This window comes from Paraburkholderia sp. CNPSo 3274 (assembly GCF_024206475.1).
Taxonomy (GTDB): domain Bacteria; phylum Pseudomonadota; class Gammaproteobacteria; order Burkholderiales; family Burkholderiaceae; genus Paraburkholderia.
On the sequence record NZ_JAMBPR010000003.1, the window covers coordinates 57,709 to 71,180 of the forward strand.

The 13,472-nt window shown below is 64.7% G+C and carries 16 protein-coding genes; 14 read left to right on the forward strand and 2 right to left on the reverse strand.

Features of this window, described 5'->3' with window-relative positions:
• Positions 1 to 3: 3 nt before the first annotated feature.
• Positions 4 to 1,014, reverse strand: coding sequence for a glycosyltransferase family 2 protein (locus tag M3I54_RS02510; RefSeq protein WP_254332779.1), 1,011 nt, complete (start codon positions 1,012 to 1,014; stop codon positions 4 to 6).
• An 86-nt stretch (positions 1,015 to 1,100) separates the two neighbouring features.
• Here M3I54_RS02510 and M3I54_RS02515 point away from each other — a divergent pair, with 86 nt between their 5' ends.
• The 12 genes from M3I54_RS02515 to M3I54_RS02570 all read left to right on the forward strand — a co-directional run bounded on the left by M3I54_RS02515 (position 1,101) and on the right by M3I54_RS02570 (position 11,279).
• The gene (locus M3I54_RS02515; RefSeq protein WP_254332781.1) at positions 1,101 to 1,274 is read left to right on the forward strand and encodes a hypothetical protein; all 174 of its coding nucleotides are present in this window, start codon (positions 1,101 to 1,103) and stop codon (positions 1,272 to 1,274) included.
• A gap of 65 nt (positions 1,275 to 1,339) precedes the next feature.
• On the forward strand, positions 1,340 to 2,425 hold the full coding sequence (locus tag M3I54_RS02520) for an FUSC family protein (protein WP_254332783.1): 1,086 nt from the start codon (positions 1,340 to 1,342) through the stop codon (positions 2,423 to 2,425).
• On the forward strand, positions 2,422 to 2,760 hold the full coding sequence (locus M3I54_RS02525; RefSeq protein WP_254332785.1) for a TRAP transporter large permease subunit: 339 nt from the start codon (positions 2,422 to 2,424) through the stop codon (positions 2,758 to 2,760). The genes M3I54_RS02520 and M3I54_RS02525 overlap by 4 nt, the downstream gene beginning before the upstream one ends.
• 316 nt (positions 2,761 to 3,076) lie before the next feature.
• Complete coding sequence (locus M3I54_RS02530) at positions 3,077 to 4,351, forward strand: MFS transporter (protein ID WP_254332787.1); 1,275 nt, start codon at positions 3,077 to 3,079, stop codon at positions 4,349 to 4,351.
• 117 nt (positions 4,352 to 4,468) lie between these two features.
• Positions 4,469 to 5,398: a LysR family transcriptional regulator gene (locus M3I54_RS02535; RefSeq protein WP_254332789.1), complete on the forward strand. Its 930-nt coding sequence runs from the start codon at positions 4,469 to 4,471 to the stop codon at positions 5,396 to 5,398.
• A gap of 140 nt (positions 5,399 to 5,538) precedes the next feature.
• Entirely contained in the window at positions 5,539 to 6,033 is a 495-nt protein-coding gene (locus M3I54_RS02540; protein ID WP_254332791.1) for a hydroxyquinol 1,2-dioxygenase, read from the forward strand.
• A gap of 43 nt (positions 6,034 to 6,076) precedes the next feature.
• Positions 6,077 to 7,096, forward strand: coding sequence for a hydroxyquinol 1,2-dioxygenase (locus M3I54_RS02545; RefSeq protein ID WP_254332792.1), 1,020 nt, complete (start codon positions 6,077 to 6,079; stop codon positions 7,094 to 7,096).
• Positions 7,097 to 7,147: 51 nt separating this feature from the next.
• Positions 7,148 to 8,614, forward strand: coding sequence for an aldehyde dehydrogenase family protein (locus tag M3I54_RS02550; protein WP_254332793.1), 1,467 nt, complete (start codon positions 7,148 to 7,150; stop codon positions 8,612 to 8,614).
• Between the two features lie 7 nt (positions 8,615 to 8,621).
• Positions 8,622 to 9,689, forward strand: a complete 1,068-nt coding sequence (locus M3I54_RS02555) for a maleylacetate reductase (protein WP_254332794.1) — start codon at positions 8,622 to 8,624, stop codon at positions 9,687 to 9,689.
• A gap of 55 nt (positions 9,690 to 9,744) precedes the next feature.
• Positions 9,745 to 10,617, forward strand: a complete 873-nt coding sequence (locus M3I54_RS02560) for an intradiol ring-cleavage dioxygenase (RefSeq protein ID WP_254332795.1) — start codon at positions 9,745 to 9,747, stop codon at positions 10,615 to 10,617.
• Entirely contained in the window at positions 10,614 to 10,934 is a 321-nt protein-coding gene (locus M3I54_RS02565; RefSeq protein ID WP_254332796.1) for a YciI family protein, read from the forward strand. Before M3I54_RS02560 ends, M3I54_RS02565 begins: the two co-directional genes overlap by 4 nt.
• Before the next feature lie 3 nt (positions 10,935 to 10,937).
• Positions 10,938 to 11,279, forward strand: a complete 342-nt coding sequence (locus tag M3I54_RS02570) for a Rieske 2Fe-2S domain-containing protein (RefSeq protein WP_254332797.1) — start codon at positions 10,938 to 10,940, stop codon at positions 11,277 to 11,279.
• Between the two features lie 192 nt (positions 11,280 to 11,471).
• Here the strand turns inward: M3I54_RS02570 and M3I54_RS02575 are convergent, their stop codons facing one another.
• Positions 11,472 to 11,921, reverse strand: coding sequence for an ester cyclase (locus M3I54_RS02575; protein WP_254332798.1), 450 nt, complete (start codon positions 11,919 to 11,921; stop codon positions 11,472 to 11,474).
• Positions 11,922 to 12,164: 243 nt separating this feature from the next.
• On the opposite strand from M3I54_RS02575, the gene M3I54_RS02580 reads away from it, so the two are divergent.
• Both M3I54_RS02580 and M3I54_RS02585 read left to right on the forward strand, forming a co-directional pair.
• On the forward strand, positions 12,165 to 12,890 hold the full coding sequence (locus tag M3I54_RS02580; RefSeq protein WP_254332800.1) for a 2OG-Fe(II) oxygenase: 726 nt from the start codon (positions 12,165 to 12,167) through the stop codon (positions 12,888 to 12,890).
• Positions 12,891 to 12,917: 27 nt separating this feature from the next.
• Positions 12,918 to 13,469 (forward strand): methylated-DNA--[protein]-cysteine S-methyltransferase, encoded by a 552-nt coding sequence (locus tag M3I54_RS02585; RefSeq protein WP_254333013.1) that lies wholly within the window; start codon positions 12,918 to 12,920, stop codon positions 13,467 to 13,469.
• Positions 13,470 to 13,472 lie beyond the last annotated feature (3 nt).

Consider the following 13,472-nt stretch of genomic DNA (forward strand, 5'->3'; position numbering starts at 1 on the left):
TCGTTACGGCATGCGCGTTCGGGAAGTATCCACACCTTGCTCGTCCTTCATGCCCAATAGGGCGACGGACTCCGTGCCGGGCCGCCGCGTGGCCTTCCAGATCATCAGCAGGTGGTAGTAGAGGCGCGGGCTGAAGCCGAACCGGTACGCGTAGAGATTGCCGAGCGCGAGCTGCAGCCCGGCGCGCGCCTCGCGATTGCGCGCGAGCAACGAGACGACGATCGGCACGAGCCGGCGCATGGCGAGCTTGCGAGCCGGTTCGAGTTCGGGCGCCAGCGCGAGGCCGTTGAGAAAGCGCCACGCCGAGATAGACGAGGCATTGACGCCCGTCCGCGTTGCCTGGGATACCGAAACGTCGGTGATGCGATAGCACGAGACGTATTCGTTCACGTAGTACACGCGTTTTGCCGCGAGGCACAGGCGCGTGCCGAACACGTAATCGCAGCAGGTGCCGTATTGGTCGTCGTAGCCGACGCGCTTGACGAGTGCCGCATTGGCGAGCCAGCCGTTGTTGGGGAACATCTGCACGATGCCCACGCGACCCGGCGGGTGTTGCAGCCCCGCCGTGCTGGCCGTACGGTGATACGCGATATTCATGCGGTCGCTAGCCGCGTGCATGATGCGCCCGTCGTGATCGGTTTCGTACTGATCGCCGAACGCGACTTCCAGATCCGGATAGCGCTCCCACTGCGCAAGCAGTTTCTCAATGCAGTGCACGAGCAGGTAATCGTCGTCGTGGATCAGCAGGATCTTGTCTCCGCTCGCCCGCTCGAAGAGGCTGGCCACATTGGGCGCCTGGCCGAGCGCGGGCACGTTTCGCCGGTAGGCGATGCGCGGATCGTCGCCGTAACGCGAGGCAATCAGTCGCTGCGTGCGCTCGTCGCTCGAGTCGTCGCCGATCACGATCTCGATGTTCGCATGCGTTTGCATGAGGCACGATTCGATGCAGCGAACGAGCAGTTCAGGCCGGTTGTACGTCGGCAGGCAAATGGAGACCTTCGTTGTTGTCGTCATGGGCAGACCCCAGTGCTGGAGGGATGCGGAGACGTTCGCAAAGGCGGGTTTGTAATGCGAACTTCATCCGTTGGACATGACGGTAAATGAAAAAAAACCGAAAGAAATTGAAAATAATTCGCAAGGAACGCACCTTGCGCAAGGCGGCCCGCAGAGCCCGCAACGGCGGCCATCCGCACAAAGTGCCGATGTTTGATCTGATGAATCGGAAAGAAAATCCGGGCGGCAAAATAATCGGGAATTCGTCGAGGATGGACTGAGTGCCGGAACAGTCACGTCATTCGCGTTAACATTGGCGCTCCGCCTGAAACGACCGACGGCATCCATGGCTTCCATCTCCTACGCTCACAAACCGCTCACGCCGTTTCGCCGCGCGCTCGCACGCTTTTCCCTCTCCGAACTCGCGAAATACACGAAGCTCACGCTCGGCATGTGGATCGGCTTCGGCATTCCGTACGCGTGCGGGTATCCCGAGGCGGCGGTCGCGCTCTCCGGCTCGACCATGCTCACACTCGCGCTTGGCAGTTCCATCTCGGCGGCGCGCGGGTACTTCTACAAGCGCGTGATGTCGAACCTCGTAGCGATGCCGATCGGCACGCTCCTGATCTGGCTGACCGCGCCGCATTTGTGGCTGGGCGTGATCCTGCTGCCGCTCGTGATTTTCACGATCGTGCGCGTCAGGCCTTCGGTGTTCCAGATGACGAGCATCACCGTGCCCATGACGCTCGTGCTCTACACGGGCGAGCACATACCGTTGCTGGAGCAACGGCTGATCGGCGTGGTGCTCGGCATGCTGCTCGGTTTCCTCATCCAGCAAATTGCCTTTCCGCCCGATCACGGCTTCTGGGCGAATACGCTCGTGAACGACGGCAACGCACAGGCCGAGGCGTTGCTCACCGAGGTCGCAATGAAAACGCTGGACCGAGAGAAACTGAAATCGGCGACGGCCGCGCTGCGGGTGTCGAGCAGCAATCTGAAGCAGGCGCACGATCTCCTCAAGTCGGACCTGGAGCAGTCGTGGGTGTCGGCGCATTTGAAGCGCAATCGCGATCGCTTGCCGCTGTTCTCGTGCTACCACGAGCTATTCGATTCGATCGTCGGCTTCCTCGAAACGCTCGACACGTTCAACGCGCAATACGAGGCGCTGGATGCGCAATGGAAAGACGCATACCGGCGCGGCCTCGCGCGCCTCGTGGACGTGCACCGGCAATTGGCTTCCCAGGCCGACCTTCGGGTGGAACGCCCAGGTCTACTCGTGGAGCCGCTGACTCGCGAGGAACTGCATGCGCTCGTCGAAGCGCTGCCCGCAACGGGCGTCTTCACGAGCGTCTATCTCGGGCATTTGACCGGCTACGGCATCCTGCTGAGCCGTTTGAGCGAGATGCATACCGAGCACTTGCGCAAAGCGTGATCGCCGTCATCACCTGCATCTACATCGTGCTCGGCTCGCTCATGGAAGCGCTCGCGATGATGCTGCTCACCATTCCCGTGTTCGCTGCCGTGGTGCAGCCACTCGGCGCGAACATGATCTGGTTCGCCATTTACGTGGCGATGATGATGGAGATCGGCATGATTCATCCGCCCGTGGGCATGAACGTATTCATCGTGAAGACCATGCTGCCGGAGTTGTCGATTCGCACCATTTTCCGTGGGACGGTGCCGTTTCTGTGCGCCAACATCGTCGCGCTCCTGGTGGTGATTCTCGTGCCGGGCGTGGCACTTGGACTCGTGCAACTCATGCGTTGAATGCGTACCGCCCGGCACGCAAGCGAGCGTCTACCCGTAATTGTCCTGGGGTGGGCGCGCCGCGGTGCAATGCGTGGCGCGCTCCGCTCGCAGCGTCCCGCCTGCCGTGCCCGCTGGACTGGCGCGCCCGATTGTTCGCGATCCGCGAATGACGTATTCGGGCGTTATCCGGTACTGATTACGCCGCGCTTGCGACTATCTTGGCGTCGTCGATGCCGATGACGTCCTGCAAGTGAGCAGTGGTGCACGTCGCGTCGCACACCGTTTTCAAACATGAGCGTGTGGCGCGGCATTCGGCCGGCCCAAGGAGACAGAGATGAAACCGAACACATGGGACACGGCCTACGAATGGAAGGCCGTGACGCTGCTGGCGCTGGGCTTCGGCCTCGTGGGCCTCGACCGCTGGCTGATCGCGCCGCTGTTCCCGTCGATCATGAAAGACCTCAATCTCAATGCGCAGGATGTCGGCAATTGCATCGGCATACTCGGCCTTTCGTGGGGCGTGTTCGCGGCGGTCATGGGCGGCATGTCCGACAAGGTGGGGCGGCGCAAGGTGCTGATTCCGGCGATCATCGCGTTCTCGCTGCTCTCGGGCTTCTCGGGTCTCGCAGGCGGCTTCGCGAGCCTGCTGGCCATGCGCGCGCTGATGGGCGTGGCGGAAGGCTCGTTCTGCCCAACCAGCTTCGCCGCCACGGCCGATGCCTCGCACCCCAAGCGCCGTGGCTTCAATCTCGGGCTTCAGCAAAGCGGCTTCGCGCTGTTCGGGCTCGCGCTTTCGCCGATCATCGCCACGCAGTTGCTGGGCGTGATGAACTGGCGCGGGGTGTTCGCACTCGTCTCGGTGCCGGGCCTCATTCTCGGCTTGCTGATGTACCGCGTGATCCGGGAGCCGCAAGGTGCGCTGACGCGTAGCGCGGGTGCGCCCGCGGCGAAGGCCGAACCCGGCCACTGGCGCGACGTGATCCGCAGCCGCAACATTCCCGTGGCGATGGTCGCGCTCTTCTGCGCCATGACGGGCGTGTTCGTGCTCGGCGCCATGCTGCCGCTCTATCTCACGCAGTATCTTTCGCTCGATATGCAGCGCATGGGCGTCGTGGCCTCGGCAATCGGCTTTGGCGGATTCGTCGGACAGTTCGGCTTGCCGGGGCTTTCGGATCTGCTGGGCCGGCGCCTGGCGAGCGTCCTCGGCTTCGTGGGCACCGCTGTCATGCTGATCGTGTTTCGCGGTCTCGGCGCGCAGCCGCTCGCGCTCTTCGTGGTGCTGTTCGCGGCGTCGTTCTTCACGCTCGGCCTCGTTTCGCTGCTCTCGGGACCGGTTGCCACTGAAGCCGCGCCGGCTGGCATGGTGTCGACCTCGATCGGGCTCGTGGTGGGCGCGGGCGAAATCTTTGGCGGCGGCGTGGCGCCCGCGCTCGCCGGATTCGTTGCAGCGCATTTCGGTATCCAGAACATTTTGTGGCTGCCCATTGGCGCTGTTTTCCTCGGGGTGCTGGTGAGCCTCTTCCTCAAGGAAACCGCGCCCGCGAAGCTGCGGCGCAGCGAGGCCGCCGCCCCCGCCGCGCCCTTGCCTGCAGCGGGGCAGGCCGAGTAGCGTGCGAGCGCTGTCCGTGTCGTCTTCTGCGGTTGCGCAGCCCGTGCAGGAGCGGCGCGGGCGACTGGGAGCGGGCCCTATACTTGGATGGCCCGAACCCGTGAAGAAGAGAGGAGCATGGACCGATTCCTGAGCATCGAAGCCTTTGTGCGCGTGGCGGAAACGAGCAGTTTCGCGGAAGCGGCCCGGCAACTCGGCGTGACCAGTTCGGTCGTGACGAACCGGATCCAGCAACTGGAGAAGTTCGTCAACGCACCACTCTTTCATCGCAGCACGCGGCACGTGCGCCTCTCCGAAGTCGGCGAGGCGTTTTATCGTGAATGCGCGGAGGTGGTGGGGCGCGTGAACGAACTGACCGACCAGATGCGCGAACTGCGCGCCACGCCCACGGGCAGGCTGCGCATCCAGATATTGCCGGGTTTCGCGCTCGGCCATTTCGGCGCGCCGCTCGCCGAGTTCAACCGCCGCTATCCTGGCATCCAGCTCGATGTGATCGTCAACGACCGCGTGGTCGATCCGATCGAAGAAGGCTTCGACGTCGCTTTCCAGATTTTCCCGCCTATTTCCGATTCGCTGATCGAACGGCGGCTCTTTTCGGTGCGGCGGCTCTTTTGCGCCACGCCCGCTTATGTGGCAGAGCATGGCGCACCGCAGCATCCTCGCGAATTGCTGCAGCACACCACAGCACTCTATTCGGGCTATCCCTCGCGCAACCGCTGGACGATGGCGCGCGGCGACGAGGTCGTGGAGATCGAGTTGCCCGGCATGATCCGCTCGAACTCGGTGCATTTGCTGCGCGACTACGCACTCACGGGCGGCGGCGTGGTGTGCCTGCCTACGCTCGTGGCGAGCGAGGCGCTCCTCAACGGCACGCTCGTGCCGATTCTTACCGACTACCACCTTTCGGCATTGAGCTTTGCAGCCGTGTATCCCTCCACGCAGCGTCAGGCCTTGAAAGTGAAGGCGCTGGTGGAGTTTCTGGCCGAGTATCTGGGCCCCGAGCCCGCGTGGGACGTGCCGCTGATCGAGCGCGGCTGGGTGCGCTAGCGCTTGCGGCGCTTGCGGCGATTGCCTGCCGCGATTGTTTGCGAAACGCGAATGCCGTAGTCGCCTGGCCGCTGGTTGTAGCCGACCCGCAGCGCTCCTAAAGTTGATTCCAACGACACCTTCCAAAACAGGAGACAGCCATGACCGATTCGACATTCCACACCGTCTTCGGCTCGCTCGAGCAGTACCGCAAGGGCGAGATCGAAATCACGAGCGGCGACGCTCGCCACTATGTTTTCTCGAACGTCTTCGAAGTTGCCGCAAGCTCGGCGCCCTACGAGAAGGTCGTGGTCGGCAAGAACCTCGAATACGTGATCGAGGTGCTGCGCATCCAGGGACAGTCGCGCTGGTTCGCCTGCGCACACGATGAGTTCGTCATCCTGATGGATGGCGAAGTGCGTATCGACTTCGTCAAGCTCGATACGCCGCTCAAGGACAGTAAGGGCACGGTCGACGCAGGCGAGCAGCCTGCAGGCCGCAAGATGGGCCACGTGGTGCTGCGCAGCGGGCATCAAGCGCTGCTGCCGGCAGGCTGTGCGTACCGCTTCAGCGCACAAAAGGCTGGCGTGGCGCTCGTGCAGACCATGGTCGGTGAACTGTCCGTCCAGAAGTGGGCTGATATCTGCCTGCACTGAACGCACACACGCCAACCCATCACTCGACTACTGGAGACACCAAATGGCCACCCTCGAAACCCTCGACCATTCCGCAGGCTTTGCCGCCGACACCGTGCGCGCGAGCGAGCCCGACGCCGTGACCGGCTATCGCCGCTACACGCTCGGCGCCTTCGAATTTACGCGCGACGAATACTTCGTCAAAGTGCTGTGGCCCGCGAAGGGGCAGACCCGCACGCACGCCATCCCCGCCGACGCCTTCCTGCGCGCGATGATGCGCGACGTGGCCTGGGGTTTCTTCTACGGTTGGGTCAATTTCGACCACGTGTTCGGCACGCGCAACCACTACGGCAAGGTGGACGTGTATGCGGGCTCGTTCAACGGCATCATGAAGGATGCCGGTGTGGACTATATCGAGACCTTCGAAACGCCCACCATCATGGCGACCTTCAAGGCGATCCTGCACGACTGGACCAACGAAGGCTTCGACCCGTTCGCCGCGCCCGAGGAAACCGGCACCGCGTTCGGCCGCAAGCATGGCGAGAACGACGCCGCGATCGAGCGCACGCGCATCGCCACGCGCCGCATGCCGGGCCTCGAAGGCGACTCGCCGCTGCGCGACGACCTCCCGGTGAACCGCGCCTTCACCGACGTGCCACAGGACAGCCCCGAAGTGCACGCCGAGCCCGGTTTCGAAGGCGAGCTGCACGCGTTCAACCTCTTCAAGTATCTCTCGCGCTCGGACGTGACATGGAACCCCTCGGTCACTTCGGTGTGCGGCCAGAGCCTGTTCTGCCCGACGACCGAGGAGTACATCCTGCCGGTATTCCACGGCAACGATCGCGTGGAATGGTTCCTGCAGCTCTCCGACGAGATCGTCTGGGACATCGGCGACAAGAACACCGGCGCGCCGCGTGCACGCATCACCATGCGCGCGGGCGACATCTGCGCGATGCCCGCCGATATTCGTCACCAGGGCTATTCGACCAAGCGTTCGATGCTGCTCGTGTGGGAGAACGCGACCGCCGGTTTGCCCACGCGCTACGAGAGTGGCGAACTCAAGCCGTATCCGGTCGAGTTCTGAACGAGTTTCGCAGTTAGGCAGCAGCCTTAAGCATCAATCGAGGATTTACTCATGCAAACGCAATTGTTCATCGACGGCCGCTTCGTTGACGCCGTCGAGGGCGGCACCATCGACGTGCTCAATCCGCACGACGGCTCGCTGATCACGAAGATCGCCGCCGCCACCGCCGCCGACATCGATCTGGCCGTGGCCGCCGCCACGCGCGCCTTCCCGCAGTGGGCGGCGATGCCGGCCGCGGAGCGCGGCCGCCTGCTGCTGCGTCTCGCCGACGCCATCGAAGCGAACGGCGAAGAACTCGCGCAACTCGAATCGCTCGACACCGGGCACCCGATTCGCGACTCGCGCGCGCTGGACGTGCCGCGCACGGCGGCGTGCTTCCGCTACTTCGGCGGCATGGCCGACAAGCTTCAAGGCTCGGTCATTCCGGTCGAAACGGGTTTTCTCAACTACGTGCAGCGTGCGCCCATTGGCGTGGTGGGCCAGATCGTGCCATGGAATTTCCCGCTCATGTTCACGAGCTGGAAGATGGGCCCGGCGCTCGCGGCCGGCAACACGGTCGTGCTGAAGCCCTCGGAAATCACGCCGCTTTCCACACTGCGCATCGTCGAACTGATGGCGGAAGTGGGCTTTCCCGCGGGCGTCGTCAACATCGTGCCGGGCTATGGGCACACGGCCGGCCAGCGGCTCGCGGAGCACGAGGGCGTGGGCAAGATCGCCTTCACCGGGTCGACGGCTACGGGGCGGCGCATCGTGGAGGCCTCGCAGGGCAACCTGAAGCGCGTGCAGCTCGAACTGGGCGGCAAGGGTGCCAACATCGTGTTCGACGACGCCAATCTCGACGCCGCCATCAACGGCGCGGCCTGGGCGATCTTCCACAACCAGGGCCAGGCGTGCATTGCGGGTTCGCGTTTGGTGCTGCACGACAGCATCGCCGACGAATTTCTCGAACGCTTCGTGGCGCTGGCCGCTTCGATTCGTGTCGGCAATCCTTTGGATCCCGAAACAGAAATGGGACCACTCACCTCGCTGCAGCATCTGGAACGCGTGAAGGCTTTTGTGGACGTGGCGCGCGAGCAGGGCGGGCGCGTGCTCACGGGCGGCAGCGTGCCCCAGGACCCCGCGCTCGCCAACGGCTACTACGTGCGCCCCACGGTGATCGAGGCGAAGACGCCGGACGATCGTATCGCGCAGGAAGAGGTGTTCGGTCCGTTCGCGACCGTGCTGCGCTTCAAGTCCGACGAAGAGGCGCTCGCCATTGCCAACGGCACCGACTACGGTCTCGGCAGCGGCTTGTGGACGCGCGACCTCTCGCGTGCGCACAGCATCGCGGGCAAGATTCATGCGGGCATGTGCTGGGTGAACTGCTACAAGCGCGTGAATCCGGGCAGCCCGTTCGGCGGCGTCGGTCAATCGGGCTACGGTCGCGAAATGGGCTTCGAGGCGATGCACGACTACACGGAGGCCCGCTCGGTGTGGGTCAACGTGGATGCCCAGGTGCCGCCGCACTTCAAGCGTTGAGGCACGTATGGATCACTTCGTCTATCAAGGCTTGCCGTCGCGCGTGGTGTTCGGCTGGGGCAACCTCGCGCGGTTGCCGGAAGAAGTGGACCGGTTGGGCGCGCGCCGCGCGTTGATCCTCTCGACGCCCGAGCAGCGCGCGCTTGCTGAAGAAGTCGCGCGCCTGCTCGGCGAGCGCGCCGCGGGCATCCATGCCGAAGCGGTCATGCACGTGCCTGTGGAGGTCGCACGGGCCGCGCGCGAGAAGGCGGCGGCACTGGACGCGCAGTGCTGCGTGGCCGTGGGCGGCGGCTCGACCATCGGCCTTGGCAAGGCCATCGCGCTCGAATCGGCGCTGCCGATCGTCGCCGTGCCCACCACCTATGCGGGCTCGGAGATGACGCCCATCTACGGTCTCACCGAAGGGCGCTTGAAAAAGACCGGGCGCGACCTGCGCGTGCTGCCGCGCACCGTGATCTACGACCCGTCGCTCACCGTCTCGCTGCCCGCCGGCATTTCGGCGGCTTCGGGCGTGAACGCCATGGCGCACGCGGTGGAGGCGCTCTATGCCGAGGACGCGAACCCGGTGATCAGCCTGATGGCCGAAGAATCGATTCGCGCGTTGGGCGAAGCGCTGCCGGCTGTCGTGCGTCGCCCGGACGACGCGGCGATGCGCAGTCGCGCGCTCTACGGTGCGTGGCTCGCGGGCAGTTGCCTGGGTGCTGTGGGCATGGCGCTGCATCACAAGCTCTGCCACACGCTCGGCGGCACCTTCAACCTGCCGCATGCGCAAACGCACGCGGTCATGCTGCCGCATACGGCGCACTACAACCACGCGGCCGCGCCACAGGCGCTCGAGCGCGTGGCGCGTGCGCTCGGCGGCGCGCATGCGGACGAGGCCGGGCCACGGCTCTACGCGTTGAACGAGTCGCTCGGCATGGCACTGTCGCTCGAGGAAATCGGCATGCCCGAAGCGGGCCTCGACGAAGCGGCCGACCTTGCGTGCACGAATGCCTACCCCAATCCGCGACCGTTGGAGCGCGAAGCGATCCGCGCACTGCTGCAACGCGCGTGGGAAGGCGTGGCGCCGCGCTAGTCAGGCCGCGCCACGCCGCGCGCGTGGCGCACAAAACAGAGGAAAGGAGACAACCATGTCGATGCATGGCACCGAGGCCGAACGCGCCTTGACGGAACAGGTCGTGGGCCGGTTCGCGAACACACCCGACGCGCGCCTGCGCACACTGATGCAAAGCCTCGTGCGGCATTTGCACGCCTACGTGCGCGAAGTCGAGCCTACGGAGGCGGAGTGGCTCGCCGCGATCCGCTTCCTGACCGAAACGGGCCAGATGTGCGATGACGTCGTGCGCCAGGAATTCATCCTGCTTTCCGACACGCTGGGCGTGTCCATGCTCGTCGACGCGATCAATCATCGCTACGCGACAGGCGCGACCGATACGACGGTGTTCGGCCCGTTCTATATCGAGGGCATGCCGGAACGCGCCTACGGCGAGAACATGGCGTTCACGCCCGGTACGCCGGCCCTCGTGCATGGCCGCGTGCTCACGACCGACGGCAAGCCCCTGGCGAACGCGCTGCTCGACGTGTGGCAGACGGCGGACAACGGCATGTACTCTGGGCAGGACACCGGGCAGCCTCACGGCAACCTGCGTGGCCGTTATCGCACCGACGCCGAAGGCCGCTACGCGATCCGCACCATCGTGCCTGTGTGCTATCCCATTCCTACCGACGGCCCGGTGGGCCGCATGCTCAACGCCACGGGTCGGCATCCGTGGCGGCCCGCCCATCTGCACTTCATGATCACGGCGCCGGGCCACAGCACGCTCGTCACGCATCTGTTCAACCAGAACGACCCGTATCTGGACTCGGACGCGGTGTTCGGCGTGAAGCCCTCGCTGCTCGTGGATTATCGCGAGCACCCGGCGGGCGGGGCGGGCGCGCAGCAGTTCGGCTTCGCCGACAGCTTTCGCGAGGCGCGCTACGACTTCGTGCTGGAGCGCGCATGAGACCGCACACGCGTTACTACGCCGTATTCGCGACCGACAAGCCTGGCATGCGCGAAGTCCGCGAGCGCGTGCGTGCGGTGCATCGCACCTATCTGCGCTCGGCCTCGCAGCGCGGGGTGTTCGTGCGGCTGGGCGGGTCGACGCTCGCGCCGCGTTGCGACGCGCTCAACGGCACGCTGCTCGTGATCGAGGCGGAAGGATACGACGATGTGATGCGCTTCGTGCGCGACGATCCTTATACACTGGCGGGCTTGTTCGAACATGTCGAGATTCGTCCGTGGGACTGGAATCTTGGTAATCCTGAGCAAAGAGTGTGAGTCATGCAGACCGTGAGCCTGTGTTGCCTTGACGATGTGCCCGATGGCGGCGCGCGCGTGATCGACGCCGCGCTGGCAGGGCGGCCGGTCGTCGTCGTGCGGCGTGCCGGCGAAGTCTGGGCTTACGTGAACCGCTGCCCGCACTTCTCGGTGCCGCTCGACTACGAGCCCGGCCGTGTGCCGACGTATCGCGCGCAGGTGATCATGTGCGCGCATCACAGCGCGTTGTTTCGCTTCGAAGACGGGCAGTGCATTGAAGGCCCGTGCGCTGGCTCGAAGCTCGATGCCATTCCCGTGTGGCTCGATGCGCAGTCCAACGTCCTGGCGCAGTGCGGCGGCGCCTGACTGGCTTCCACGCACGGGGGATCGATGCTCGCGCTGAGTCCGGCATCGGATTGGGCATGGCGCAAGAAAAGTGCGAGTAGTTCAGGCCGCAGCCCGTCGCCGCGGTGAGCCGCGAGCGCGTGAAGGGGGAGGAGCGGAGCAAGCAGTGACATGATTCGACTCCCTACGTGAGACGTTCCGTTCGTGGCGCAGTCAGACCCGCTTGATGAGCCCGAGCTGCGTGAGCGCTGTTACGCCGTCGTCGAGCCCGATCTCCTCGACGATCTTTCCGTCTTTCAGGCGCAACACCGTCGTGCCGGTGAAATGCATCTTGCGGCCGCTCGCCGCCGGCAACGATCCCGCGAGAAAGTCCCCGAACGCCGGGCCTGAATGGGTGCCGCCGCCTTCCCACTGACCTACCACGAACTCGCCTTCGGCGATGAGGCCGGCGGCGCCCCAGAAGTTCAGATCGGGGAACGCCGCGCGAAAGCCGGTCATGAACGCCTTGATGTCCTCGCGCCCGCGGCGCGGCTCGTGCAGCGAATACTTGAGCAGCATGTCCGGCGCGGCTAGCTCGTCGACGACGCTGAGGTCGCAGGTTTCGCCCCAGAAACGCGTGAACCAGCGGCCAACGATCGCCTTGTTGTCCTCTTCCATCGACATGTTCGACTCCTTGCTGATCTCGATTCACGGTGAAGCAGGATTGCTCCGCCTGAAATGAACGATATCGACCAGCAAGCCGCGCAGATACCCGTTTCTTGCCGTGACATTCGCGAGGTATTCACGTCGTGGCGCGCGCCGAATTAGAGCGCAACAATCGGATCGGAACGCGCGGCGCGTTGGCGTATCGTTGGTCTGTATGCGAGATCGGCGAAAATGCCGGTTGCGAGACGAGGGAGACACGCGATGAAAACCGGAGCCATGCGGGCAGACAAGCCGGAATCCGGAACCTACGACTGGGTCGAGATCGAGCGATCGCTCGACGCGCGCGGCTATGCCGTCCTGCCCCGCGTGCTCAGGCCCGAGCAGTGCGCGCAGCTCGCTGCCCTTTACGCGAGGGACGATGGATTTCGCTCGCGCATCGTCATGGCGCGTCACAATTTCGGGCGCGGGGAGTACAAGTACTTCGCGTATCCGCTGCCGTCGCTGCTTCAGCGGTTGCGGCATGCGCTCTATCCGTACCTCGCGCCTGTCGCCAACCGCTGGAACGAGCAACTGGGGATCGACACGCGGTACCCAGCCGACCTCGAAGCCTTTCTCGATCAATGCCACCGCGCGGGGCAAACGCGCCCGACACCGCTCATCCTCGAATACGGCCCGGGCGACTATAACTGCCTGCACCAGGACCTCTACGGCGAGCATGTGTTTCCGCTGCAGGTGGCGATGCTGCTCTCACGGCCCGGCGTCGACTTCGAGGGCGGCGAGTTCGTGATGACGCAGAGCGCGTCGAACGGTCAGTGTGCCGAAGTGATTCCGCTGGAGCAGGGCGACGCTGTGCTGTTCACCGTCAACCAGCGGCCGGCTGCGAACCGGCGCGGCAGCACGCGCAAGGTCGCCATGCGGCACGGCGTGAGCGTGGTGCGCAGCGGGAGGCGTCATACCGTCGGCCTGATTTTTCACGATTCACGCTAGCGCGCACACGACGCGAAGGAGCGCATGATGCAACTGTTTCTCAGCCATATCGAGTCGCCGCTTGGCAACCTCATGCTGGTGAGCGATGCGCAGCAGCGGCTGCACGCGCTCGAATTCTCTGATCACCGCTCGCGGCTGCATCGTGGCCTGCGCGAACGTCACGGCGGTGCCGAATTGATCGACGCCGCCGCGCCGGCTTCGATCGCCGACGCCATGACGCGCTATTTCTCCGGCGAATTGAACGCGCTCGATCCTCTGCCGGTCGTCATGGCGGGTTCGGACCTGGAACAAAGTGTCTGGGCCGCGTTGCGCCACATTCCGGCTGGCAGCACCACCAGTTACGGCAAGCTCGCGAAAGCGTTGGGATTCGAAGACCCGCGCGCGGCGATCGACATAGGCGCGGCGAACGGCGCGAATCCCATCGCTATTGTCGTGCCGTGCCATCGCGTGATTGCCAGCAACGGCGAGTTGAAGGGCTACGCCTGGGGCTCGCATCGCAAGCGCTGGCTGCTCGAACACGAGAAGGCGATTGCGGTCACGCGCGAGGTTCCACAGACGGCAACGCTCCCGGGTTTTTGACAC

What these genes read in the sequence shown, in the direction of transcription:
- M3I54_RS02510 (WP_254332779.1), bottom strand. Translation starts at nt 1,014, where the DNA reads ATGACGACAACAACGAAGGTCTCCATTTGCCTGCCGACGTACAACCGG.
- M3I54_RS02515 (WP_254332781.1), top strand. Translation starts at nt 1,101, where the DNA reads ATGAAAAAAAACCGAAAGAAATTGAAAATAATTCGCAAGGAACGCACC.
- M3I54_RS02520 (WP_254332783.1), top strand. Translation starts at nt 1,340, where the DNA reads ATGGCTTCCATCTCCTACGCTCACAAACCGCTCACGCCGTTTCGCCGC.
- M3I54_RS02530 (WP_254332787.1), top strand. Translation starts at nt 3,077, where the DNA reads ATGAAACCGAACACATGGGACACGGCCTACGAATGGAAGGCCGTGACG.
- M3I54_RS02535 (WP_254332789.1), top strand. Translation starts at nt 4,469, where the DNA reads ATGGACCGATTCCTGAGCATCGAAGCCTTTGTGCGCGTGGCGGAAACG.
- M3I54_RS02540 (WP_254332791.1), top strand. Translation starts at nt 5,539, where the DNA reads ATGACCGATTCGACATTCCACACCGTCTTCGGCTCGCTCGAGCAGTAC.
- M3I54_RS02545 (WP_254332792.1), top strand. Translation starts at nt 6,077, where the DNA reads ATGGCCACCCTCGAAACCCTCGACCATTCCGCAGGCTTTGCCGCCGAC.
- M3I54_RS02550 (WP_254332793.1), top strand. Translation starts at nt 7,148, where the DNA reads ATGCAAACGCAATTGTTCATCGACGGCCGCTTCGTTGACGCCGTCGAG.
- M3I54_RS02555 (WP_254332794.1), top strand. Translation starts at nt 8,622, where the DNA reads ATGGATCACTTCGTCTATCAAGGCTTGCCGTCGCGCGTGGTGTTCGGC.
- M3I54_RS02560 (WP_254332795.1), top strand. Translation starts at nt 9,745, where the DNA reads ATGTCGATGCATGGCACCGAGGCCGAACGCGCCTTGACGGAACAGGTC.
- M3I54_RS02565 (WP_254332796.1), top strand. Translation starts at nt 10,614, where the DNA reads ATGAGACCGCACACGCGTTACTACGCCGTATTCGCGACCGACAAGCCT.
- M3I54_RS02570 (WP_254332797.1), top strand. Translation starts at nt 10,938, where the DNA reads ATGCAGACCGTGAGCCTGTGTTGCCTTGACGATGTGCCCGATGGCGGC.
- M3I54_RS02575 (WP_254332798.1), bottom strand. Translation starts at nt 11,921, where the DNA reads ATGTCGATGGAAGAGGACAACAAGGCGATCGTTGGCCGCTGGTTCACG.
- M3I54_RS02580 (WP_254332800.1), top strand. Translation starts at nt 12,165, where the DNA reads ATGAAAACCGGAGCCATGCGGGCAGACAAGCCGGAATCCGGAACCTAC.
- M3I54_RS02585 (WP_254333013.1), top strand. Translation starts at nt 12,918, where the DNA reads ATGCAACTGTTTCTCAGCCATATCGAGTCGCCGCTTGGCAACCTCATG.